The sequence below is a fragment of the Natronococcus sp. A-GB7 genome, assembly GCF_029688865.1.
Classification (GTDB): Archaea; Halobacteriota; Halobacteria; order Halobacteriales; family Natrialbaceae; genus Natronococcus.
Genome location: NZ_JARUKV010000008.1, coordinates 121,852 through 145,012 on the forward strand (window position 1 = coordinate 121,852; position 23,161 = coordinate 145,012).

At 65.6% G+C, this 23,161-nt stretch carries 21 protein-coding genes; 9 read left to right on the forward strand and 12 right to left on the reverse strand.

Annotated features, from left to right (window positions below; all coding sequences use genetic code 11):
- The first annotated feature begins 109 nt into the window (after positions 1-109).
- Together QA609_RS09285 and purD are read left to right on the forward strand one after the other, a co-directional pair.
- The gene (locus QA609_RS09285) at positions 110-1,519 is read left to right on the forward strand and encodes an FAD-dependent oxidoreductase (protein WP_278302321.1); all 1,410 of its coding nucleotides are present in this window, start codon (positions 110-112) and stop codon (positions 1,517-1,519) included.
- A 111-nt stretch (positions 1,520-1,630) separates the two neighbouring features.
- Positions 1,631-2,935, forward strand: coding sequence for a phosphoribosylamine--glycine ligase (purD, locus tag QA609_RS09290; protein WP_278302322.1), 1,305 nt, complete (start codon positions 1,631-1,633; stop codon positions 2,933-2,935).
- A 68-nt stretch (positions 2,936-3,003) separates the two neighbouring features.
- Here purD and QA609_RS09295 read toward each other — a convergent pair whose 3' ends face one another.
- The 7 genes from QA609_RS09295 to QA609_RS09325 form a co-directional block, all read right to left on the reverse strand.
- On the reverse strand, positions 3,004-3,453 hold the full coding sequence (locus QA609_RS09295; protein ID WP_278302323.1) for a DUF6653 family protein: 450 nt from the start codon (positions 3,451-3,453) through the stop codon (positions 3,004-3,006).
- Between the two features lie 72 nt (positions 3,454-3,525).
- Complete coding sequence (locus QA609_RS09300; RefSeq protein ID WP_278302324.1) at positions 3,526-5,793, reverse strand: glycoside hydrolase family 3 C-terminal domain-containing protein; 2,268 nt, start codon at positions 5,791-5,793, stop codon at positions 3,526-3,528.
- 63 nt (positions 5,794-5,856) lie between these two features.
- On the reverse strand, positions 5,857-6,102 hold the full coding sequence (locus tag QA609_RS09305) for a hypothetical protein (protein WP_278302325.1): 246 nt from the start codon (positions 6,100-6,102) through the stop codon (positions 5,857-5,859).
- A 284-nt stretch (positions 6,103-6,386) separates the two neighbouring features.
- A complete protein-coding gene (locus tag QA609_RS09310) occupies positions 6,387-7,721 on the reverse strand; it encodes an aminotransferase class III-fold pyridoxal phosphate-dependent enzyme (RefSeq protein ID WP_278302326.1) in 1,335 nt (444 codons plus the stop codon).
- Positions 7,722-8,086: 365 nt separating this feature from the next.
- A complete protein-coding gene (locus QA609_RS09315) occupies positions 8,087-8,362 on the reverse strand; it encodes a PadR family transcriptional regulator (protein ID WP_278302327.1) in 276 nt (91 codons plus the stop codon).
- A gap of 423 nt (positions 8,363-8,785) precedes the next feature.
- Positions 8,786-8,932, reverse strand: a complete 147-nt coding sequence (locus QA609_RS09320) for a hypothetical protein (protein ID WP_005555567.1) — start codon at positions 8,930-8,932, stop codon at positions 8,786-8,788.
- 217 nt (positions 8,933-9,149) lie between these two features.
- On the reverse strand, positions 9,150-9,923 hold the full coding sequence (locus QA609_RS09325) for a hypothetical protein (RefSeq protein WP_278302328.1): 774 nt from the start codon (positions 9,921-9,923) through the stop codon (positions 9,150-9,152).
- A 248-nt stretch (positions 9,924-10,171) separates the two neighbouring features.
- Between QA609_RS09325 and QA609_RS09330 the strand changes: the two genes are divergently transcribed.
- Both QA609_RS09330 and QA609_RS09335 read left to right on the forward strand, forming a co-directional pair.
- Entirely contained in the window at positions 10,172-11,182 is a 1,011-nt protein-coding gene (locus QA609_RS09330; RefSeq protein WP_278302329.1) for a lysylphosphatidylglycerol synthase transmembrane domain-containing protein, read from the forward strand.
- Between the two features lie 45 nt (positions 11,183-11,227).
- Entirely contained in the window at positions 11,228-11,953 is a 726-nt protein-coding gene (locus tag QA609_RS09335) for a TFIIB-type zinc ribbon-containing protein (protein ID WP_278302330.1), read from the forward strand.
- On the opposite strand, the gene QA609_RS09340 is transcribed toward QA609_RS09335, so the two are convergent.
- Complete coding sequence (locus QA609_RS09340) at positions 11,954-12,847, reverse strand: bifunctional methylenetetrahydrofolate dehydrogenase/methenyltetrahydrofolate cyclohydrolase (protein WP_278302331.1); 894 nt, start codon at positions 12,845-12,847, stop codon at positions 11,954-11,956.
- Between the two features lie 153 nt (positions 12,848-13,000).
- Between QA609_RS09340 and QA609_RS09345 the strand changes: the two genes are divergently transcribed.
- From QA609_RS09345 to QA609_RS09360, 4 genes are all read left to right on the forward strand, one after another.
- Positions 13,001-13,687 carry a hypothetical protein gene (locus QA609_RS09345; protein WP_278302332.1) on the forward strand — a complete coding sequence of 229 codons (687 nt, stop codon included), beginning with the start codon at positions 13,001-13,003 and terminating at the stop codon, positions 13,685-13,687.
- Positions 13,684-14,223, forward strand: coding sequence for a hypothetical protein (locus QA609_RS09350; protein WP_278302333.1), 540 nt, complete (start codon positions 13,684-13,686; stop codon positions 14,221-14,223). Before QA609_RS09345 ends, QA609_RS09350 begins: the two co-directional genes overlap by 4 nt.
- A gap of 68 nt (positions 14,224-14,291) precedes the next feature.
- Positions 14,292-15,437, forward strand: a complete 1,146-nt coding sequence (locus QA609_RS09355; protein WP_278302334.1) for an ABC transporter ATP-binding protein — start codon at positions 14,292-14,294, stop codon at positions 15,435-15,437.
- A gap of 39 nt (positions 15,438-15,476) precedes the next feature.
- Positions 15,477-16,550: a TrmB family transcriptional regulator gene (locus tag QA609_RS09360; protein ID WP_278302335.1), complete on the forward strand. Its 1,074-nt coding sequence runs from the start codon at positions 15,477-15,479 to the stop codon at positions 16,548-16,550.
- A gap of 48 nt (positions 16,551-16,598) precedes the next feature.
- On the opposite strand, the gene QA609_RS09365 is transcribed toward QA609_RS09360, so the two are convergent.
- From QA609_RS09365 to QA609_RS09375, 3 genes are read right to left on the reverse strand one after another with little or no spacing between them, the layout of a single operon-like run.
- Complete coding sequence (locus QA609_RS09365) at positions 16,599-17,465, reverse strand: carbohydrate ABC transporter permease (protein WP_278302336.1); 867 nt, start codon at positions 17,463-17,465, stop codon at positions 16,599-16,601.
- Complete coding sequence (locus tag QA609_RS09370; protein ID WP_278302337.1) at positions 17,465-18,463, reverse strand: sugar ABC transporter permease; 999 nt, start codon at positions 18,461-18,463, stop codon at positions 17,465-17,467. The genes QA609_RS09365 and QA609_RS09370 overlap by 1 nt, the downstream gene beginning before the upstream one ends.
- Position 18,464: 1 nt before the next feature.
- Positions 18,465-19,781 (reverse strand): extracellular solute-binding protein, encoded by a 1,317-nt coding sequence (locus QA609_RS09375; protein ID WP_278302338.1) that lies wholly within the window; start codon positions 19,779-19,781, stop codon positions 18,465-18,467.
- 105 nt (positions 19,782-19,886) lie between these two features.
- On the opposite strand from QA609_RS09375, the gene QA609_RS09380 reads away from it, so the two are divergent.
- Positions 19,887-21,821, forward strand: coding sequence for a glycogen debranching N-terminal domain-containing protein (locus tag QA609_RS09380; protein WP_278302339.1), 1,935 nt, complete (start codon positions 19,887-19,889; stop codon positions 21,819-21,821).
- Between the two features lie 15 nt (positions 21,822-21,836).
- Here QA609_RS09380 and QA609_RS09385 read toward each other — a convergent pair whose 3' ends face one another.
- A complete protein-coding gene (locus QA609_RS09385; RefSeq protein ID WP_278302340.1) occupies positions 21,837-23,102 on the reverse strand; it encodes a serine hydrolase domain-containing protein in 1,266 nt (421 codons plus the stop codon).
- Between the last annotated feature and the right edge of the window lie 59 nt (positions 23,103-23,161).

Consider the following 23,161-nt stretch of genomic DNA (forward strand, 5'->3'; position numbering starts at 1 on the left):
GCCGAAACAGCAGCTGTCGATACCGCATTCGTCGATCGACGGCAGTTTGATCGAAAAAGATGAGTTATACGTCTGGACCGAAGTTGGGCAAGTAGCGGCCACCATAACAATGTCTGGCAAGTACGACCTCGTTATCGTCGGCGGCGGTATCAGCGGCGCCTCGCTGCTGTATACGACCGCGACGTTCACCGATATCGACTCCATCGCACTGATCGAGAAGGAAGACGAGATCGCGGCGATCAACTCCGATCACACGAACAACTCCCAGACCCTCCACTTCGGGGATATCGAGACCAACTACACCCTCGAGAAGGCCCGGGAGGTAAAGGAGGGTGCGGAGATGCTCGCGGGCTACCTCGAGAACCGCGACCCCGACCGGGAGATGCACGACAAGCGCAGCAAGATGGTGCTGGGCGTGGGCAACGAGGAGGTCGCGGAGCTCGAGCGACGCTACGAGGGCGACGGCTTCGGCGACCTGTTCCCGAAGCTGCGCTCGATCGGCCGCGAGGAGATCGCCGAGATCGAGCCGAAGGTCGTCGAGGGTCGGGATCCGGACAAGGAGCTGCGCGCGCTGCAGACCCCGGACGGCTACGTCGTCGACTACGGCGCGACGACCCAGTCGTTCGTCGAACTCGCCCGTGAGGAGGCGGGCGTCGACGTCTACACCGGGACGAAAGTGAAGGACATCACGCCGACGCTGGACGGCTACACCATCGAGACGACCGACGGTCGCTTCGACTGCGAGGCGACCGTCGTCGCCGCCGGCTCCCACAGCCTCCAGATCGCCAAGGAGCTGGGGTACGGCGAGAACAAGGTCCTGCTCCCGGTGGCGGGCAGTTTCTTCCTCGCGGATGACCTGCTCAACGGCAAGGTCTACACCCTCCAGATGAAGAAGCTCCCCTTCGCCGCGGTTCACGGCGACGCAGACGTTCACGACTCTTCGATCACGCGCTTCGGTCCGACCGCGAAGCTCGTCCCGACCCTCGAGCGGGGGCGAATCTCTACCGTCACCGACTTTCTCGATGTCTTCGGCCTGAACGCCGCGGCGTTTCTCAGCTACGCGAACGTCCTCTCGGATCGCATTCTCCTGCCGTACGTGCTTCGAAACCTCGTCTACGACGTGCCGAACGTCGGTCCGAAGCAGTTCCTCCCGCACGTCCAGAAGGTCGTCCCTAGCGTCGAACTCGACGATATCGAGCGCGCGAAGGGGTACGGCGGCGTCCGCCCCCAGATCGTCGACACCGAGAAGAAATCGCTCGACATGGGCGAGGCCAAGATCGTCGGCGACGACATCATCTTCAACATCACCCCCTCGCCGGGCGCCTCGACCTGCCTGAAGAACGCGCGACGCGACACCCTCGAGGTCCTCGAGTTCCTCGAGGGCGAGTACGAGTTCGACGAGGAGGCGTTCCGCGAGCAGACGATCGAACAGTTCCCGCGTCCGGACGGGATCGAGGAGGGCGACACCGACGAGGACGCCGGCGCGCCCCTCGAGCCCTCGCCCGCCGACGACGACTGAAACTCGAGACCGACCGCGAGGCGGACTTCGGCGAATCATACGCGTACTCGTGCATACTTCTCGCTCGCACAAAGGGCAACGCTTACAGGTTCGTGCGTTTCGCTATCGAGCATGGCAGAGCACGTGCTCCTGATCGGCGGCGGCGGGCGCGAACACGCGATCGCGCGGGCGCTCGAGAACGGGTCCGACGACGAGGTTGCCCTCTACGCCTGCGCCGGCAACCGAAACCCGGGGATCGCCCGGCTCGCGACCGAGTTCGAGACCCTCGAGACGACCAACCCGAAGGCGGTCCGCGAGTACGCCGAGAAGGTCGGGGCGACGCTGGCGGTCGTCGGCCCCGAGGCGCCCCTCGAGGCCGGCGTCGTCGACGAACTCGAGGACGCGGGGATCTACGCGTTCGGGCCGAAGGCCGAGGAGGCCCGCATCGAGACGGACAAGGCCTTCCAGCGGCGCTTCATGGCCGAACACGACGTGCCGGGCTGTCCCGATTTCGAGACCTTCGACGACATGGACGCGGCCTGTGACTACATCGACGAGTACGACGGCGACCTCGCGATCAAGCCCGCCGGACTCACGGGCGGAAAGGGCGTGAAGGTCATCGGCGACCAGGTCACTGACGAGGAGGGCAAGGAGTACATCCGCGACTCCGACTACGATCGGATCGTCCTGGAGGAGCGGCTGGTCGGCGAGGAGTTCACTGTTCAGGCAGTCGTCGCCGACGGCGAACTCCGAACCGCACCCGCCGTCCAGGACCACAAACGGGCCTACGAGGGCGACGAGGGGCCGAACACCGGCGGGATGGGATCCTATAGCGACGCCACGTTCGAGCTCCCCTTCATGACCGAGGCCGACTACGAGGCGGCCGTCTCGATTATGGAGGCGACCGTCGAGGCCCTCGAGGAGTACCGGGGGATCCTCTACGGCCAGTTCATGCTCACCAGCGAGGGGCCGAAGGTCATCGAGTTCAACGCCCGCTTCGGCGACCCCGAGGCGATGAACACCCTGCCGGTTCTCGAGACGCCGTTCCTCGACGTCCTCTCGGCCGCCCGCGACGGCGATCGGCTGCCGGAGCTCGAGTTCGCCTCGCAGGCGACGGTCTGTAAGTACGCCGTCCCCGAGGGGTATCCGACGGATCCGAAGGCGGGTGCGAAGGTGCAAGTGGACGAGGAGAGCGCGGGCGACGCGCTGCTGTACTACGCCAGCGTGGACGAGCGCGACGACGGCATCTACACGACGACCTCGCGGGCGTTCGCCGTCGTCGGCGTCGCCGACTCGATCACCGAAGCCGAGGAGATCGCAGAAGAGGCCCTCGAGGTCGCCGGCGAGGAGGGACTCCACGTCCGCCACGACATCGGCAAACCCGATCTCGTCCGACAGCGGATCGACCACGTCGAGGAGCTTCGAGGCGAACAGTAGCGTAGCGTGGCTCCGTTAGCCGACTTCGGTCGCGATCGAGACGGTGTACGACGGCCCGTCGGTACACGCTACGGTGCCGTTTTCGTCTCGGCGTCGTACTCGCGGACGAGCGCCGCCACGTACCAGAGCTTGAGCGCCATAGAAGCGACGCCGGCGAGCGCGGCTCGAAGCGGTCGCTGCCGGTACGCCGCGACGACCGCGTACGCCGTCACCGGGACGTTGACGGCGTTGAGAACGGTCGGGTAGGTGAGGCCGATAACGCCGTTCCCGCGTTCTTTCCACCACCGCTCGGCGAGCACGACGCGGGTCATCCACGCGTCCTCGTTCTTCGGCGGCGAGAACAGAATCGGGTTGAGTAGCGTGAATACCGCGGCGACAGCCGCCACGTTCCAGTTCCGTCGGTACGTCGCGTAGAGGATGACCGGCAGCAGTACCGTCCGACTCCAGCCGCTCTTCGGATTGGAGTGTCGGCTCCAGAACGTCCCTTCGATCCCCTCGAGTGTCGATTTCAGCTCCACGAGTCCGGATGCCGTCCCAGGTGAATAACGCTGCCGTACCGACTGCTCGGACGCCCGCCCTCACTTCGCCGGCTACCGGACGCGACGATCGGTCGAGGACGACTCGCGGGCTGCAAGCGACTCCCGAACCCGTTCCCGGAACTCCGAGTCGAGCTCCGTCCGCAGGGTCGTCCGAACGTCCCGCGAGGACCGACCGATCTCGAGAGCGTACTCGCCCGGATCGACCGTCCAGCCGTCTCCGTCCTCGCCGTAGCGGGCGAACGCGAGATCCTCGAGGTCGACCGCGACCGAGGCGCGCTCGCCGGCCGGGATCGCGACGCTCTCGAAGCCCGCGAGTTCGCGGACGGGACGGTCGACGCCGTCGACGGATGGCGGACGGACGTAGACCTGGACGGCTTCTCGACCATCTCGGTCGGCCGTGTTCTCGACCGTGACTCGAACGACGCCGTCCTCGAGGTCCGGGTCGGCGTCGACGTACTCGTAGTCGGCGTAGCTGCGGCCGTGGCCGAAGGGGTAGGTCGGCTCCCGCTCGGTCGAGTCGAAGTGGCGGTAGCCGACGAAGACACCCTCGTCGTAGCGGGCCGTCCCGTCGACGCCCGGATAGCGCCGTTCATCTGCGGTCGGGTAGGCGTCCTCGGGCGCGAACGTCACCGGCAGCCGCCCGCCCGGGTCAACGTCGCCGTAGAGGATCGACGCAACGGCGTTGCCGTGGCTCTGGCCGGGATACCAGTTCTCGAGGACCGCGGCGACGTCCTCGCGCCAAGGCGCCTCGATCGGCCCGCTCGAGTTGACGACGACGACCGTGCGGTCGTTTTCCGCGGCGACAGCCTCGATCAGCTCCTCCTGGCGGTCGGGCAGACGCAGGTCCTCGCGGTCGATCGCCTCGCTCGCGGTGTCACGGACGAAGACGACCGCAACGTCGGCCTCGCGTGCGGTCGCCGCGGCGCCCTCGAGGTCGGGCTCCCGGCCAGACCCGTCGGGGTCGTTCTCGTCGTCGTCGTCGAGACCCGCGAACTCCTCGAGCATCGATACTTCCTCGACCCGCGGGAGGCCGTGTGCGACCGCCACCTCGCCCTCGGCGCGCTCGGCGATCCCGGTTCGCGGATCGGTCTCGACGACGGGCGTCGTCTCCGAGGAGCCCCCACCCCCGAGGACGGGTTCGTCGACGTTCGGGCCGACAACGGCGAGGTCTGCGTCGTCAGCGAGCGGGAGGACGCCGTCGTTCTCGAGCAGGACCGTCCCTCGCGTCGCGACGCGAGTCGCGAGTTCGCGATGAGCGGGCGTGTCGACCGCGCCGTCGTCGGAGTCCGTCGGGTCGCCCGAGGCGTGTCGTGTCTCATCGTCCTCGAGCAGCCCGACTCGGTCCATCACACCGAGCACTCGAGCGACCATGTCGTCGAGTCGCTCCTCCGGGACGGCACCCGATTCGACCGCGTCGGCCAGCGAGTCGGCGAACCGCTCGCAGCTCTCGGGGTCGGGCATTCCCTCGGCGATGGCGTCCGGGAGCTCGCCCGGTTCGTCGCCGTCGCCGTCCACTGTCTCGGACGCGTCGGCGTCGTCGCCCGCCATCGCGGACTGCATCTCCGCCATCGTGATTCCGGGCATTTCGACGTCGAGTCCCCCGTTCGCCGCGGCGGCCGTGCCCTCGGTGCCGAACCAGTCCGAGACGACGTACCCCTCGAACCCCCACTCACCCTTCAGCACGTCCCGAACGAGCCGCTCGTGGTCGCTCATTCGCGTCCCGTTGACGTCGTTGTAGGCGGTCATGACGGAGCCTGCGCCGGCCTCGACGGCCGAGCGGAACGACGGGAGGTACAGTTCGCGCAGCGGGCGTTCGTCGATCTCGGCGTCGACGGCGGCGCGGGCGGTCTCCTGACTGTTCGCGACGTAGTGTTTCGGCGTCGCGACGACGTCCTGGGACTGGATTCCCGCGACGACCGCTCCCGCGAACGTCGCCGAGAGGACGGGATCCTCGGCGAAGTACTCGAAGTTCCGGCCGTTGTGGGGGACCCGAACGAGGTTGGCGCCGGGGGCGAGCAGGACGTCCTGTCCCTTGCCCCTGGTCTCCCGTCCGAGCGCCTCTCCGTGCTCGCGTGCGAGTTCCGCGTCGAAGGTCGCGGCGAGCGCGATCGGCGCGGGAAACGCCGTCGCGGACTCGTCGGGAATCCGCACGCCGAGGGGCCCGTCGGCCATCCGCAGCGGCGGAATCCCGAGCCGGTCGACGCCCGCCACGTAGCCCGTCGCCCGTCCCTCGGGGTCGTTCGCGCCGTGTGTGAGCCGAACCTTCTCCTCGAGCGAGAGCTCCTCGACGATCCGCCGGATCCGCGGTTCCCGTGACATCTACCGGCGATTCACGGCGGCTGCAGGATAGTGTTGTGGTCGTCGGGCGGTCGATCGCGGCCGTCAGTCCGACGTGCTCGAATCGTCCGAGGAGTCGTCGAGGTCGGCGTCGTCGCTCCCGTCGGTCGGACCCAGTTCGGCCTCGAGGGCCTCGTCGAGGGATTCGGCGTCAGCACCGCCGCTCAGCGCCCGGCGAACGGCGACGTAGCCGGCCACGAAGATCGCACCGGAGACGATCGCCCCCGGGATTCCGTAGCGTTTGTAGCCGAACAGTAGCACCTTCTTGCCGACGGTGAATGCTCCGATCATCGTGTGTACGATAGACGCGTCGACAGTATGAACCTGGGGCTTTCGTATCAACCACCCCCCCCTACTTCGCTCGGTCTGACGACCTCGCTCGTTGAGGGTGGGGTTTGTCGGTGGACTTCCCTTCTGCCGACACTGGGTCGGTAGCGTGGAGGTCGCCGTCTCAGAACGCTTCGCGTTCTGATCGAGCGAGAGCTTCGCTCTCGTTGACGCTACTCGGTCGTTTCGCTCCCTGCGTTGCTCCTTGAGCACGGGGCCTCCGACTCGCAGTTAGGTGGCCGCGACCGCTACGTCGAGGCGACCGAAGTCGCCTCGAGCAGCAGTTCGGCACCGAGGTCGATCTCGCGTTCGGTGACGTCCAGCGGCGGCAGCAGCCGCAGCGACTTGTAGCCACAGCCGAGGGTGAGCAGGCCGCGCTCGAAGGCGGCCTCGACGACGGCCTCCCGTCGTGCTTTGGTGTCGAACTCGATGGCGAGCATCAGGCCGCGTCCCCGGACGTCGATCGCTCCCGGAATTTCGGCCCGCTCGAGTCGGCTTCGGAGCTGTTCGCCGCGCTCGCGGACGTTCTCGAGCAGGTTCTCCTCGTGGATCACGTCGATCGTCAGGGCGCCCTGCATCGCGGCGATCACGTCGCCGGCACCCCAGGTCGAGGAGATCCGGCCCGTCTCCGCGGGGAAGACGTCCGATCGCGAGATCGTCGCGCCGACGCGCAGCCCCTTCGCACTGGTGATGACGTCCGGCGTCAGCTCGAGGTGGTCGACACCCCACAGCTCGCCCGTGCGCCCGAGTCCGGTCTGGATCTCGTCGGCGACGATCTTCAGGTCGTAGCGCTCGCGCAGAGCCTCGAGGTCCCGGGCGAACTCCGGATGGGCGACGCGGTAGCCGCCCTCGCCCTGGATCGGCTCGAGGATGAGGAAGGCGACCTCGTCGGGATCGATCACGCCCCTCTCGGGGTGGAGTTTGTCGGCGACGACGTTTCCGCCGGGGCCGTCGGTCAGCCAGTCGGTCTCGTACCCCTCCCTCGTCGAGGGGTAGGGAACGCTGACCACGCCGGGAATCTCGGGGTAGCCCGTCCGGTGGACGGCCTTCGAGCGATTGAGTGAGAGCGCCCCGAGGGTGCGACCGTGGAACGCGCCGTCGAACGTGAACGCGCGGTGGCCGCCGGAGGCGTAACAGATCTTGATGGCGTTCTCGACGGCCTCGGCGCCGGAGTTCGAGAGGAACACCCGATCCATGTCGTAGTGGTCGGTCGCCGCGATCAGCCTGTCCTGAAGCTGAGTCGGACTGGGGAACTCGGGCTCTTCCGGCGGCCAGCCGCCGCTGGCGTAGAAGTCCTGGCCGGCGATCTTCAGGGGGTCGACGAGGTCGAACGCCTCGAGCTTCTCGCGGACGACGGGATTGTTGTACCCGAGCGGGGCGGCGGCGACGTGGCTCGTGAAATCGAGCAAGACGTTGCCGTCGACATCGGTACAGAACGGCCCGACGGCGTCAGCCTGGGTGTTCCAGACGAACTCGTAGACGTACGTACTCGGCGCGGCGTAGCGGTGGTGGTACTCGGCCCAGCGTTTCGCCCGCGCGCCGGGGATCGTCCCTACCTGCGGTTCGACCGTATCGCGATCCATGCTGGCGATTGGGATGCCGATGAGTTAAAGGGGTACTGCTCGCCTCGCGGAACACGAAACGATCGGCGTACCGAAGCCGTCGCCGGGCGGAAGGGCCACGCCGTGGAGCGCGCCCGGTCGTGAAACTCGGCGTTCGGGGACACGGTTCCGCGAGCGCGATTCGAACGACGGTAGCGTCTAGCGGCTCCGGCGGGTTCCGACGCGATGCCGTTCACTTTGCGCCCTTAGACGAGTGGTCTGCGGGCGCCGACTCGACTCCAAACCGTGCCGTCTCGGCGCGAACGCCCGCTCGAGGACGGCAGCACTCGGGCGACCGACAGGAGCGGACTACGGTGGCAACCGGCGGAGTAAGCGGGTCGAACCCGTTAGAGATCGACGTACTGAGACTCCCACTCCCGGCGAGCCTCGAGTTCCCGGCGGCCCCGACGAGTGACCGTATAGAAGTTGGTCCGCCGGTCGCGGCTCCCCTTCTCGACGAGTCCCTTGTCGACGAGGGTATCGAGGTTTGGATACAGCCGGCCGTGGTGGATCTCCTTCTCGTAGTACTCCTCGAGTTCCTCCTTGATTGCCAGTCCGTGTGGCTCCTCCTCGCCAGCGATGACGTAAAGTAGATCCCGCTGGAATCCTGTCAGGTCGTACATTGGGAAAGTACCACCGGCACTTACTGTCGAATTTTAATAAGGCTATCGGGTCGTTTCGAGTGAAACAGGCATATTACCATCGAAGATAGCTGTTTCGCCGAGTTTCAAATGATAACGGGAGCGAGGGATCGTTCAGTCGCCGATCGTAACTCCGCTTTCATGTCTCCGATCGTCCAGTTCGAACCGTCGGTCTATCGGTGCTCGACTCGCCGGACGTTCACGTAGCGGTCGCTCGAGGGTAGTAGTAAACAGGAAAGCAAGCCGCGCGACGGAAAACTGTCGCGCGGCCGCTTGCCGCCCTGAATTGGTCCCCGCTGACGCTTCGGCCCTCCAAGCGAAGCGTCACTCGAAAGATTCCGTTCTCCGTACTTAACTCTGTCGCAAACGGGATGGATAGTGATAGGTCCCGGTCAGTGAGACTCCTCAGATGTGTTCTTCCTCGAGCACCCACCCGAGTGCGCGTTTGTAGTAGGTAAACATCTCTCTGACGCCGTCGTGGCGCATCTCCTCGCTCTCGAGGTGCTCTTCGAGGAACTCGTACTGCTCTCGGATTTCTTCCTCGTCTCGCATACCCGTACTTCGCGGAGCGGGCGCAAAAAAGGTCGCGTGGCGACGCTAATTCGCTATTGGCGCCCTCCGCGGCTGGCAACGCGTCGCGGGGGCGGTCCGTTTCACGAGTAAGTGGCTGTTTTCGGGCCACCGATCTCCTCATACGACCTCAGTCGCAGGCCTTCGCGTTGTAGTCGTATACCGGTGAGCCCGAACCGTGGTGGACGGTGATCCGTGCTTACTCGTCCTCGTCGTCCTCGTCGTCCTGCGGCTCGTTGTCGTCTTCGTCCATCCGGGCGTCGCCCTCGTCGGATATCTCACCGTCCTCGGCGAAGTCCAGCGTGATCTCCTCGTCGTCGCCGTCGATCTCGACGTCGTCTTCGGCTTCCTGGTCCTCGTACTCGGCGGCAACCGTGTACTCTCCGTCCTGGAGGTCCTCGAACTCGACTTCGCCGTCCTCGTCGGTCTCGTCCTCCCAGTCGTCCTCGTCGGCCGTGTCATCGTCATCCTCGAGGTCGTCGTCCTCGTCGTCATCCATGACGTCATCATCGTCCTCGTCGTCATCCATGACGTCATCATCGTCCTCGTCGTCATCCATGGCGTCCTCATCGTCGTCCATGATGCCATCGTCGTCCTCGTCGTCCATGGCATCCTCGTCGTCTTCGAGGTCGTCGTCTTCATCGTCCATGACGTCCTCGTCGTCCAGGTCCTCGCCCTCGTCGATGCCCTCGTCTTCGAGGGTAACGGTCGCGCCCTCGACGGGCTCACCGTCGTCCTCGACGGTCACCGTCAGCGTGTACGTCTCCTCGTCGTCTTCGTCGTCCTCGTCGTCCGCCGGATCCTCGTCCGCGACGTCGTCCTCGCCGTCCATCGGATCCTCGTCGTCTTCGAGGTCGTCGTCCTCGTCGTCCTCGTCTCCGGGTCCTTCGTCGGCACAGCCGGCCAGGACGAGTGCGCTTGCGGTACCCGCTGCAGCGACGAACTTCCGTCGGTTGAGTCGTTCTCGAGACATACTCTACGGTAACAGCTTCCCGCTGGTGGGGGTGTGGCCTGCAACTGCCGTACGTTAATGACCTATTAGCAATCAAACACGTTCTGATGACGGTCATCGGTTCTGGAGTATATTCAGATTAAAACTACGATGACGAGAATAGTTCGGCGGAAGCCGATCGGAATCGGGTCGGCGTTCGAGCGATCGTACCTCGATCTGTCACGAGCCGATCCATAACGTAATTGAACACCTGCTGTGATGTTGTCTTTATGAAACGGCGGATCGGCGTCGGGTTCGTATTCGCCGTCTTCCTTCTGGCAATTCTGATCCACACCGTCGGTAGCGAAAACTTCCTCGCGGAGCTGTTCTCGGCCAACCCCGCTACGCTCTCACTCGGCGTCCTGTCGGGACTTCTCGCGCTGACCTTCCGCGGAGTGGTGTGGGAGCAGTTCCTCTCGCTGGTCGACGAGGGGCTCTCCCGGACCCAGATCGGCGGGCTGTTCCTGACCGCGATGTTTCTCAAGTACATCACTCCGTACGGCCAGATCGCGACGGAACCGCTCGTCGCCTACCTCGTCTCGAAGGACGAGTCGATGGCCTACGAGGACGGCCTCGCGAGCGTCCTCTCGGCCGATCTGTTGAACTACGTTCCCTACTACACGTTCGGGTTCGTCGCGTTCGGGCTGTTGACCGTCGGCGACGCGCTCGGAGACGGGTTGATCGACCAGTTCGTCGCCTTCGGTGCCCTCTTCTTTACGCTCGTCGGAATCGTCGCCCTGGTCGTCTATCGGCCCTCGATCGTCTACACCGTCGTCGTCGGCCTAACGAGCCTCGTCCGACGACTCGTCGGTCGGTTCACCAGCCGATTCGACGATCCCCTCGCTCCGGAGTCGGTTCGGGATCGCCTCGACGGGTTCTACCGAACCGTCGAGACGATCTCCGCCGACAGACGAACGCTGCTGATCGCCGTCGTCGCCGCCCACCTCGGCATGGTGTTTCTTATGCTCCCGGTCTACATCGGGGCGATCGCGCTCGGCTATCAGCTCCCGTTCGCGGTCGTCGCGGTGGCCGTCGCGTTCGGGAAGCTCGGATCCGTCGTCCCCGCTCCCGGGGGTACCGGGGGCGTCGAAGCGATGGTTACCGCGACGCTGACGACCCTGGGCGGTCTCGAGCCGGCAGCCGCGTTGACGATCGCGCTGATCTACCGACTCTGTACGTACTGGCTGACGGTGACGGTCGGCGGAGCCGCTGCGGGGTTCCTGTTGACCGGAGAGTCGTAGACCGGTTCAATGGGTCTTTTTGCCGGCCGACCGTAGCCGTCGCGTATGAAGATCAGGGGCGAACGCGAGTGCACGGAGTGTGGTACGCAGTGGTCGTACTACGAGACGGGCAGCGTCGGCTGTCCGGCCTGCGGGAGTCTCCGCAGCGTCGGCCTCGACGACCGAACCGAACACACGGATCTCTCCGTCGAGTTCGATCTCGCCCCGATCAGAAACGAGATCGACGACGTCTCGACCGATATCCTAGCAGACCGCGCGCGTGAGCACGCAAACGAGTATATTCGACGCCGGGGGTTCATCAACGCTGGCGACCTCCGCGAACTCGACGACCGCTACCTCGCGGCGACCGAACTGCTCCACGTCGCCGACGTCGTCGGCCGCGAACACGACCTCGAGGAGCGCGAGGAGCTGTACTTCCTCTCGTTGCTCAGGGGGGCCGACGCGGGGGAACGGCCACCGGTTGACGAGGTTCCCCCGACGCTGCGGGGCGTCCGCGGGCTCGCGTACGCGAACGCGGTTCGGGAGTACCGCCGGGACGTTCGAAACTGGACCCAGGACCGAGAGCTGACCGGTGCCGAGCGTGGCGCTCTCGAGACACTCGGCGATCACGTCAAGCGGATTCGGATGCTCGACGGCGACGTCGACCCGGAAACGGCCGAGGGCCTGCTCGAGGCAACCCGCGACCTCGCGAACGGACTCCGGGGGGACGAACTGGCGTTTACGCAGGCCCAGACCCGGCTCGAGGAGCTCGAGCCGGGCGACGTGGCGTAGTCAGGGAAGCTCGACGTCCACGTCCGCCTGCAGGCTCGCGGCTTTGACCGTGTTGTACAGCAACATCGCCCGGGTCATCGGGCCGACCCCGCCGGGGACGGGCGTGATCGCGCTCGCTCGCTCCTTCGCGCTCTCGAATTCGACGTCGCCGACGAGTTCGTACCCCTTCTCGGTGTCTGCATCCACGCGGTTGACGCCGACGTCGATCACGACCGCTCCCTCGCCGACCATCGAGCCGTCGATCAGCTCGGGGGCACCCGCAGCCGCGACGACGACGTCCGCACTGCGGGTCTTCTCCGCGAGGTTCTCGGTTCGGGAGTGACAGACGGTGACCGTCGCGTTCCCGTCGTCGGCCTTCTGGATCAGCAGGTTCGCCAGGGGCTTGCCGACGATGTCCGACCGGCCGACGATCGTCACGTCCGCGCCCTCGAGTTCGACCCCCGCGTGGGCGAGTAGCTTCTGAACGCCGTGGGGCGTACACGGCCGAAAGCGGGCGTCGCCGGCGACGAGCCGACCGACGTTCTCGGGGTGGAAGCCGTCGACGTCCTTCGCGGGGTCGACCCGACGGATCACCTCGCGGTAGTCGACGTGGTCGGGGACCGGGGCCTGGACGATGTAGCCGTGGATCTCGGGATCGTCGTTGAGATCGGCGATCGAATCGTACAGCTCCTCGGCGGGAGCGTCACCGTCGACGTCGACGTGCGTGCTCTCGATGCCGACCTCCTCGCAGTCGCGTTGTTTCATGTTCACGTAGGTCTGACTCGCGGGATCGTCGCCCATCAGTACCGTCGCCAACCCCGGCCGCGTGCCCGCGTCGGCCAGTCGTTCGATCGCGTCCGTCAGATCGTCGCGGATCTCGCTCGCGACGGCCTTTCCGTCGATGATCTCGGTCATTACTCGGGAGGGCGGGCGCGAGGCTAATCAATGCTCGGGTTCGTGACTACATTGATCTTTTCGGACCCAGATTTATGCATGTTTATGGGATGGACGTGTGTCCGAGACCGAGTGATCGGTGTTCTTTTGCGCCAGCCGAGTAATGCTCGACCGATGGTGAACGAGCCGGGACAACTCGAGATCGATCTCGCGGGCAGCGTCGCGGCGTTCGGTCGGATCGCCTACAGCGACCTGCTCACGCTCGCGATCGTGAGCGTCCTCGCGACGATCGCCTCGCTCCCGCTCGTGACCGTCGGCGCGGCGATCGTCGCACTCGTCGACACCGTCACGGCCGTCGTCACGGGCGAAGGGCGCGGCGGGCCGACGAAAGAGCGCCAGCGGATCCGCCTCTTTCTCGAGTCGTTCCGGGCGAACCTCCGACGCGGACTGCCGTACTCGGCCGTCCTGCTGGGGACGATCGTCGTCGCCGGCTACTACGTCCTCGGCGCGGCCGAGGGATCCGGGCTGTTCCTAATCGGGGCGTTGCTCGGCCTGTACGCGATCGTCATCGTCCTCGCGTGGCTGCTCCGGACCGCGAGCGTCGCGGTTCGCTCGAGCGACGAGCCCGCGTTCCTCGATGCGGCCCGCGAGGGCGCCTACATCGGCCTGGAGTACCCCTGGTACACCGCCTTACAGCTCGTTACCGTCGGCGGAATCTTGCTGGTCGCGTTCCCGTTTCCCCCGGCGTACGCCCTCGTGGTTCCCGGATTGCTCGCCCTGCTCGAGGTCGTCACTTTCGAGGAAACCGCGGGTCGGGGCGCGATGTCGCTGGTTCGGGCCTACAGGGGTGAACTCGAGTGAGCGAGAGCGACCGCGGCACGGAGAGCACGTCGGAGAGCTCCGGAATCGGGTCCGTCGCGGACCTGCTCGGCGGTCCGGACGCGAAGACGAGTCGAGAACTCCACCTGCTGTCGGTCGTTCCGATCGCCTTCCTCGCCGTTGTCGGCGGCTACCACCCCTGGGTCGCCGTCCCGCTCGTCGCCGGTGCGCTCCTGCCCGAACTCGACGCGATCGACCGCCAACTCCACCGGTCGTGGCTCCTCCATACGTTCCTGGCCCCGGCGATCGCGTACTGGCTGCTGGGGCAAGCGGGGTTCGCCGAAGCGTTGCCGGGGCTGGTGACGGCCGTCCACTTCCTGACGGTTGGGATGCTGGTTCATTTCCTCGCGGACTACGTCTATCCTCGCGGAATGGACCACCCCGGTGCGGAGTGGCCGGTACGGCCCGTGTTCTTCTCCGCACCGTGGGGATTGATCTGGCTCGGTATCGCGTGGTTCGTTCAGTGGTTTCTCTACCTCTCGCCGGCGTTTCTCCCCTGGCTGGCCGGCCACGTCTGATCGGTCCTGATTTTGCCACCACTTGAGTAGTAACTACTTTACCAGTGGAGAACGATCTGTGTGACAACATGCCAGGCGCGGTCTACGAGAACGTCACGAAGGTCTTCGAGGGGGGCGCGGATACGGTGGTCGCCGTCGACGACCTCTCGTTCGAGATCAACGACGGCGAGTTCCTCGTCCTTGTCGGTCCGTCGGGGTGTGGCAAGTCCACGACGCTTCGACTGCTCGCCGGCCTCGAGACGATCAGCGACGGCGAGGTCCGGATCGACGGTGAGGTCGTCAACGACCAGAAACCGAAGGATCGCGACATCGCGATGGTGTTCCAGAGCTACGCGCTGTACCCCCAGAAGACGGTCCGCGAGAACATGGAGTTCGGCCTCCGGATGACGACGGAGCTTCCCGACAGCGAGATCGTCGATCGGATCGAACGGACCGCGGAGATGCTGGGGATCGACGACCTGCTCGATCGCAAGCCGAACGCGCTTTCGGGCGGACAGAAACAGCGCGTCGCGCTTGGTCGAGCGATCGTCCGCGAGCCGTCGGTTTTCCTGATGGACGAGCCGCTTAGCAACCTCGACGCGAAACTGCGGACCGAGATGCGGACCGAACTCCAGCAGCTCCAGGACGACCTCGACGTTGCGACGCTGTACGTCACCCACGACCAGACCGAGGCGATGACAATGGGTGACCGGATCGCCGTGCTCGACGACGGGAAACTCCAGCAGATCGGAACTCCCCTCGAGTGTTACCACGAGCCGTCGAACCTGTTCGTCGCGGGTTTCATCGGCGATCCGTCGATGAACTTCCTCGAACTCGAGTACGATCGCATGGACGGCACAGCTCGCGGAACCGGCGTCAGCTACCGGTTTGTCGACGAGCAGCGCGCCCGTCTCGAGAACGGCCTCACAGGCGACGGCGTCACGCTTGGAATCCGGCCGGAAGACATCGAAGTCGCCGAATCCGCCGATCCGACGACGGTCGAGGCCGAGGTCGAGGTCGTCGAGCCGATGGGCAAGGAGAACTTCCTCCACGTCTCGGTCGGCGACGCGCGGCTCACCGCGTCGATCTCCGGGGAATACGTCGTCGACGAGGACCGGACGTTGCGCCTCCGGTTCCCGCAGTCGAAGGTCCACGCGTTCGATTCGGCCTCCGGCGACGCGGTCTTCAATCGCGACCGGGCGGCCGACCAGCTGCCCCCCGCCGCGACGCTGTAACTCCGAACCGTTTACACCGACGCCGAGACAGCTGTTTCTATGGACGCGTCGACACTCAGGGACGTGCTCGAGCGGTCCGGTCTCACCCAGTACGAGGCCGACGCCTACCTCACGCTCGTCGAGTCGGGTTCCGCAACCGCCGTCGAAGTCGCCGAGCGATCCGACGTTCCGCAGGCTCGAATCTACGATGTACTCCGGGAGCTCGAGTCGGACGGCTACGTCGACCTCTACGAGGAGGGAACGCTCCGCGCCGAGGCGATCGAGCCCGATGCGGTCGTCGAGGAGATTACCGCACAGGCACAGCTGATGACCGAAGCCGCAGAGGAGCTCGAGGACCGATGGCAGGAGCCAAGCGGGGAGGATCACACTGTCGGCGTCGTCAAGCGGTTCGAAACCGTCCTCAACCACGTCCGGGACGCGATCGAGGGTGCCGAGTACGAGGTGGAAGTCGCAGCGACGCTCGAGCAGTACGAGCAAATCCGCGACACGCTGGCGGCAGCGTACGACCGCGGTGTCGTCGTCAAGGTCTCGATCACGTCGGCGACGGGCGAACCGATCGACGACCCCGAGAGCCGATTCGCCGGCGTCGCGACGGAGGTCAGACGGCGACGACTCCCGACGCCGTTTCTAGTGCTTACCGACCGCACGGAGGTCTGTTTCGCGCCGATGGAGCGACGCCCCGAAGGGCGGGAGTACGGGGTTCTCGTCGACGACTACACGCTCTCGCAGATCTTCGTCTGGTACTACCAGACGGCGGTCTGGGAGTCCTGGGATCTGCTGTACTCCGACCGCGGCGAATCACCTCCGGCGACCTACACGGACGTTCGGAACTTCCTCGCCGATATCGTCTCCGCCGTCGAGGCCGGTGACGACGTCCTGGTTTCGGTTGAGGGGCAGGATCGAACGACCGGCGACGCGGTCTCCCTGCGGGGCCGGGTCGATAGCGTCACCTACGCCGACGTCGACGGCGGCCCGTCGCTGGCCTCCTTCGCCGAGGAGGCGAACTTCGTCCTCGAGACCGACGACGGCCAGTATGAGGTCGGTGGCTGGGGCGCGATGCTGGAGGACGTCGAGGCCCACCGGATCGTCCTCGAGGAGATCGGAGAGCGGTAGCGAGCAGCGGTCGAGTCCTCGCTTCGAGCGGATCGAGAACGGCGAGTCTCAGCCCTTCATCCCGCTCAGGCTCATGCCGCGAATGAAGTACTTCTGGGCCGAGAGGAACGCGATGATGACCGGTGCGACGATGATCAGCGCGACGGCCATCATCAGTCCCGTTTCGGCGAAGTACTGGTTCCGGACGGCGAAGAGTGCAACGGGCAGGGTGAAGTTCTGTGTCTCGGTCATGACGATCACGGGCCACTCGAAGTTGTTCCAGGCGCCCATGAACGTAAAGATGCCAAGCGCCGCCAGTGCCGGCTTCGCGAGCGGGAGGTAGACGTGGTAGAACGTCCGAAACTCTCCACAGCCGTCGATCTTCGCGGCGTCGCCGAGCGACGAGGGGAGGCTCTTGAAGTGTTGACGCAACAGGAAGATCCCGAACGGACTCGCAGCCATCGGCAGGATCAGCCCCTGGTAGGTGTTCGTCCAGCCGAGTTCGACGAGGATGAGATAAACCGGGATCAGCGTGATCATCCCAGGAATCATCATCGTCGAGATGAAGGCCAAGAAGAGCTTGTCCCGACCCCAGAAGTCGACCTTCGCGAGGGCGTAGCCCGCGAGGCTGTCGAAGACGAGGTTGAAGATCGTCACGGCGCCCGCAAAGATGATGGTATTGATGAACCATCGAACTAGCGGGATGTTATCCCGATTCCAGAGCTCGAGGAAGTTCTGGACGGTGAACTCCGCGGGGACGAAGGTCACTTCGGCGGAGGTCGGGTTCGCGGAGAACGCCGACGTGATCGTCCACCAGAACGGGAGGGTCATCCACAGCGCGCCCGCGGTGACGACGGCGTACAGCACGGCGGTTTTCGTCCAGTAGGTCGCACCGTCGCGTTCGTAGCCCGGATACTCGTAGTTCGATCGTGCCATCAGTAGTCGACCTCCTCAGACTTGCGGTAGCGGTACTGCCAGTAGCTGAAGGCGAAGATGATCGCGAAGAGGATCATCGCCATCGCGGCACCCTCGCCGAAGTAGTTCTCCTCGAACGCGCGCTGGTAGATCCGTAACACGGCGGTGGTCGTCGCGTAGTAGGGACCGCCCTCCTCGAAGACCAGCGCGATGCCGAACACCTGGAACGCGCCGATAATCGCCATCACGATCACGAAGAAGTTGGTGTTGCCGAGGTTCGGCCACGTGACGTGGCGAAAGCGCTGCCAGGCACTCGCACCGTCGATGCGCGAGGCCTCGTACAGCTCCTGTGGCACGTTCTGCAGGCCGGCCAGGAAGAGGATCATATTGAACCCGATCCCGCCCCAGATCGCCAACAGCATGATCGCACCGAGGGCCGTGTTCGGATCGCCAGCCCAGTTGTGGGCTAGACCCAACGGGCTGAGGAACTCATTGATGATGCCGTTGTCCGCGAGCAGCCAGCGCCAGATGACTGCCGACGCCGCGCCACTCAGCATGACGGGCATGAAGTACGCCGCTCGATACGCGCTCTTCGCGCGGACGCGCTTGTCGAGCATCAGCGCGATCGCCAGACCGCCGTAGATCTGCAGTGGAACGGTACCGATCGCGTATATCGCGGTATTTCGTAGCGAGAACCACCAGGTATTCGCGCCGGGGTCCCGCAGCGGCTCGAACCCGTTCTCCCAGGGCCACGGCGTCAGCACGGTCCAGAAGTTGTCGAGGCCGACCCACGTCGACTCGTGAGTCAGCATGCTGTACTCGGTAAAGGCGAGGTAGAACGCGTACAGCACCGGACCGAGCAGAAACACGGAGAACACGGCGACGTTCGGCGCGACGAACAGCAACCCGGCCAGGTTCGACTGGTCTTCCGTGATGCCGAGCCGTCGCTTGGCACCGGCTAATCCGCTTGTACCGCTCTCCGTTGTCGTCCGCTCGTCGGCCTCCGATTCGTACGCCATCTCAGAGCACGTCGTCGTTGATCTGTTCCTGGGCGCGCTCGAGTGCAGTCTGAGGATCGTTCTGGCCCGTGATCGCACCCTCGAGTTCGGGAGTGAGGACGTTCATGATCTCGCCGCTCTCCGGCCCGAAGTTCATCACTTCGGCCCAGTCGCCGGCCTCGAGCATGGTCTGACGGCGCGGATGGTCTTCGTAGTACTCGAGGTCGTCGTGGTCCTCGTGGGCCGACAGCGCCAGCCCCTGCTCGGCCCATGCTTGCATCCCCTCGCTGTCGGTGAGTTCGCTGATCAGCGTGTAGGCTGCACCGGGATCCTCGGTGTGCTCGGAGCTGCTGTAACAGACGGTGTACGCTGCGGTCGCCTGTTCGCCGTCCTCGGGGATCGGCAGGTGGGCGACGTCGACGTCGTCGTCGACGTCCGAGAACTCGCTTTCGAGGCTGGCGATCGCCCAGGTTCCCTCGACGGCCATCGCGACGCCTTCCGATCCGAGCGCCTCGCCGTGCCACTCGTAGCCCGTCTCGGACGGGCGGCCGATCAGGTCGTCCTCGAGTAGTTCGACGACGAACTCAAGGGCTTCGACGCCTTCCTCGGAGGCGACGACACACTCGTCGCCGTCCTCGGAGAGGACCTGACCGCCCTTCTGGAACAACAGCGGGAAGAACATCCGGCCGTCGTCGGAAGCGAACATCGGGTAGTCGACCTCGCCCTCCTCCTGTACGGCCTCGAGCGACTCCCGGAGTTCGTCCCACGTTTCGGGCGGCTCGTCGACGCCCGCGTTCTCGAGCATCGGCTCGTTGTAGAAGAGTCCGAGCGTCGAGAAGTCCTTCGGAACGCCGTACAGCGTTCCGTCGTACGTGAACGCCTCGATGAGCGGGTCGAAGAAGTCGTCGACGTCGAGATCGTCGTCTTCCTCGATGTACTGCTCGAGGTCGACGAGTACTCCCTCGGAGGCGAACGACGCGTAGTAGGAGGCGTCGAGGTAGAAGGCGTCGGCGATCTCGCCGGCACCGATCTGGGTCTGGACCTGGCGTTCGTACTCGCTGGGAATCGGCTCGTAGTCGACGTCGGCGCCGTACTCTTCTTCGAACTGCTCGACCTGCTCCTGCAGGAGTTCGTACTCGGTGTCGTCGGTCGCCCAGCCGGTTAGCGACAGCTCGGTTCCTTCGAGATCCCCTTCGTCGATCTCGTCGGGATCTGTCTCGTCGTCGTCGCCCCCGAGACATCCTGCAAGACCGAGCGCACCTGCCGCTGCGGCGCTCTGAACGACCCGCCGCCGGGTGATTCTGCCCGAATTATCGTGGCTGATTCGGTTCCGTGACATCTACTCACAAGACACCGACTACTTGAGTATAAATATTCCGGATCTACTACTACTGGAGTAGTGTGAAAACGTGGTTTTAAGTCAGGACCCCAACTACACCGGCGCATGAAATCGGACAGCACGGTCGCGAACGGTCGGACCTTCTTCGTAACCGGTGAGGATGGACGGCCGACTCGAGCGCACGACGGATTCTACCACGACGACGTGCGTCACCTTCGCATGTATGCCCTGGAACTCGACCGGGCGCTCGAAACGATCGACATCACCGCTCCGCGTCCGGGTGAGCGGATCGTTCACGCGGGAAGCGAGATCGAGGTCGGCGCGCGGTCGCTTCAGGTCACCCGGCGCCAGGTCGTCGACCGGGCGTTCTGCGAACGGATCGAACTGACGAACCTCGAGAGCGAACCGCTCGAGGAGCGGCTGACGTTCGACCTCGAAACCGGGTTCGAGGATCTCTTCGAGATTCGGGGCCACGCCGACGCACCGGAGCGAACGATCGAGGCGACGGCCGAATCCGATAGCGTGACGTTCGCGTACGACCCCGCGGACGTCGACTACGAGCGAGCCACCACGGTTCGAGTTGCGGGACGCGACGAGGTCTCCGTCGAAGCGGTCGACGGCACCGGCGCGACGCTCTCGACGGGCGTCTCACTCGAACCCGGCGAAACGGGCGTCGTCACCGTCGTCGTCACCCCGACCGACGATGCGCCGTCGCCGACCGACGCGTACGACCGTTCGCTCGAGCGGGTTCGGCGGCGCGAACGGGACTGGTACGAGAGGACGTCGCTCCCGAGCACGCAGCGATCGGAGACGGACGCGGTCCTCGAGCGAAGCCGTCGCGACCTTCTCTCGCTGACCATGGACACGGAGTACGGACCACTGTTTACCGCGGGGACGCCGTGGTTCGCGACGGCGTTCGGCCGCGACTCGCTGATCGCCGCCTATCAGGCGCTGCCGATGACGAGCGATCCGGCCGTCGCGACCCTTCAGTACCTCGCCGACCACCAGGCGACCGAGGTCGACGAGTTCCGGGCCGCCGCTCCCGGAAAGATCTTCCACGAACTCCGTCACGGCGAGCTGACGGTCAGGGAGACGGTTCCCCACTCCCCCTACTACGGCACGATCGACGCGACCGCGCTGTTCGTCGTCTTGCTCCACGAAACCTGGAGCCGAACCGGGGACGACGACCTGCTCGAGGAGCTCCGGCCGAACCTGGAGGCCGCACTCGAGTGGCTCGAGACGTACGGCGACGCCGACGACGACGGTTTCCTCGAGTATCCGACCGAGGGTCACGACGGACTGACCCACCGTGCCTGGAAGGACAGCGGCGACGGGATCGTTCATCCCGACGGCAGCCATCCGACGGGACCACTCGCCGTCGCGGAGGTACAGGGCTACTACTACGACGCGCTCTCGCGGGCCGCGGAGCTCTACCGCCATCTCGGGGACGCCGAAACCGCGTCGGAACTCGACGAACGCGCTACCGAACTCGCCGAACGGTTCGACGAGGCGTTCTGGCTTCCCGAGGAGTCGTTCTACGCGGTCGCACTGGACGGCAACGGCGACCCGATCGAGAGCGTCGCGACGAACCCAGGGCAGTGTCTCTGGAGCGGGATCGTTCCCGCAGAACGGGCGGACGCGGTGATCGATCGACTGGTCGCCGACGACATGTTCTCCGGATGGGGGATCCGGACGCTCTCGAGCGACCACGACGCCTACAACCCCCAGAGCTACCACCTCGGGAGCGTCTGGCCCCACGACACGTCGCTCGTCGTCCTGGGGATGGTAAACTACGGTCGATCCGACGCCGCGAAAGCGATCACGGAGGGGGTCGTCGACGCGGCGTCCCGTCGCGGAACCGACCGACTCCCCGAACTGTTCGCCGGCTTCGACCGCGATCACGCGACGATCCCGATCGAGTACGGAACCGCCTGTGAGCCCCAGGCGTGGGCTGCCGGCGCACCGGTTGCGTGTCTGGGCGCGTTCGAAGCCGAGTACGAACTCGACCACCTCGAGCAGTCGGTCGCTCGAAGCCGGTAAGCCGTCAGCGAAGCGCTACCGAAGCGCCCCTCGAGCCGTCTCACCCATCGCCGCCATCCGCACGTCGTGTTCGTAGGCGTCTCGGATCCCGTTCGTTACGTACGCGAACGCGAGCCCGTCCTCGGGGTCCGCCCAGGAGATGCTGCTGCCGAGTCCGGCGTGGCCGTAGGTAGCTGCGGGGTCGGGAACGCCGTGGCGGTCCGGGACGGTACCGCCGAGCTGGAACCCCAGCCCGTACCGCTGTGCGGTGCCGACGCCGCCCTCGGGTCCGACCTCGGCCTGGGGCGCGGCCGCCTCGTCGACCGTCTCCTCCTCGAGCAGCCGGGTACCCTCGAGCTCGCCGCCGTTGACGTAGCAGGCGTAGAACCTGGCCAGGTCGCCCGCAGTTCCGACCCCGGTTGCGCCGGGAGCGACGCTTCGCTGGACGTCCTCCCGGTTGAACTCCGCGGCGGCCTCCTCGGTGGTGTAGCCGACGATCGGTTCGGGCTCGCCGACGCGGTCGAACGGCTCGAACCCGACCAGCGTCGCGACGTCGTCGGGCTCGTCCTCGGGCAGCCCGATGTGGGTGCGGTCCATTCCCAGCGGCTCGAATACCTCCTCGCGTGCGAACCGGTCGATCCGTCGACCGTCGATTCGCCGGACGAGTCCGGCGATGATCCACCCGAAGCTGAAGACGTGGTACTGGGCCGTCTCTCCGGGCTCGAAGGCGAGGTCTGCCTCCTCGACCGCGCAGTCGATCGCGTACGGATCGTCCCAGCGGTCGGGTTCGTCGTCGACGTCGACCGCCGGGATTCCGGCCTGGTGGCTCAGAACCTGTCGGATCGTCGTCTCGGCTTTCGGCGATCCCGAGTCGGCATAGTCGGGCCAGTAGTCGACCACGCGGTCGTCGAAGCCGATCTCTCCGCGGTCCGCGAGTACGTGGAGACAGGCCGCGGCGTACGGTTTCGTACACGAAAACAGCAGGAATCGGGAGTCGTCGGTCACCGCGTCGCCGTCGGGCCCGTCGACCCCGCCAGCGAGATCGGCGACGAGTTCGCCGTCCTCCCACACCGAGAGCTGCGCGCCGTGGTGTAGTCCAAGCTCGAGGTGGTACTCGAAGGTCCGGTCGATCCGTTCGACGCCGTCCGGAACGATAGCGGGTTCGCCGCCGTCCGTTCCTGACTCGCCGCGAGCCAGCGATCCTCGCGTCGCTCCGCCCTTTCCGGTGAGACCGGCGATACCCGCGGCCCCGACGGCCGAGAGCACTGTTCGACGACCGACGGCCGTTCGATCGAATGGCATGTGTTCCCGACCATCACGCTCGTCTATAAGTCATCTGCATGCAACGACTCGTCGGGTCA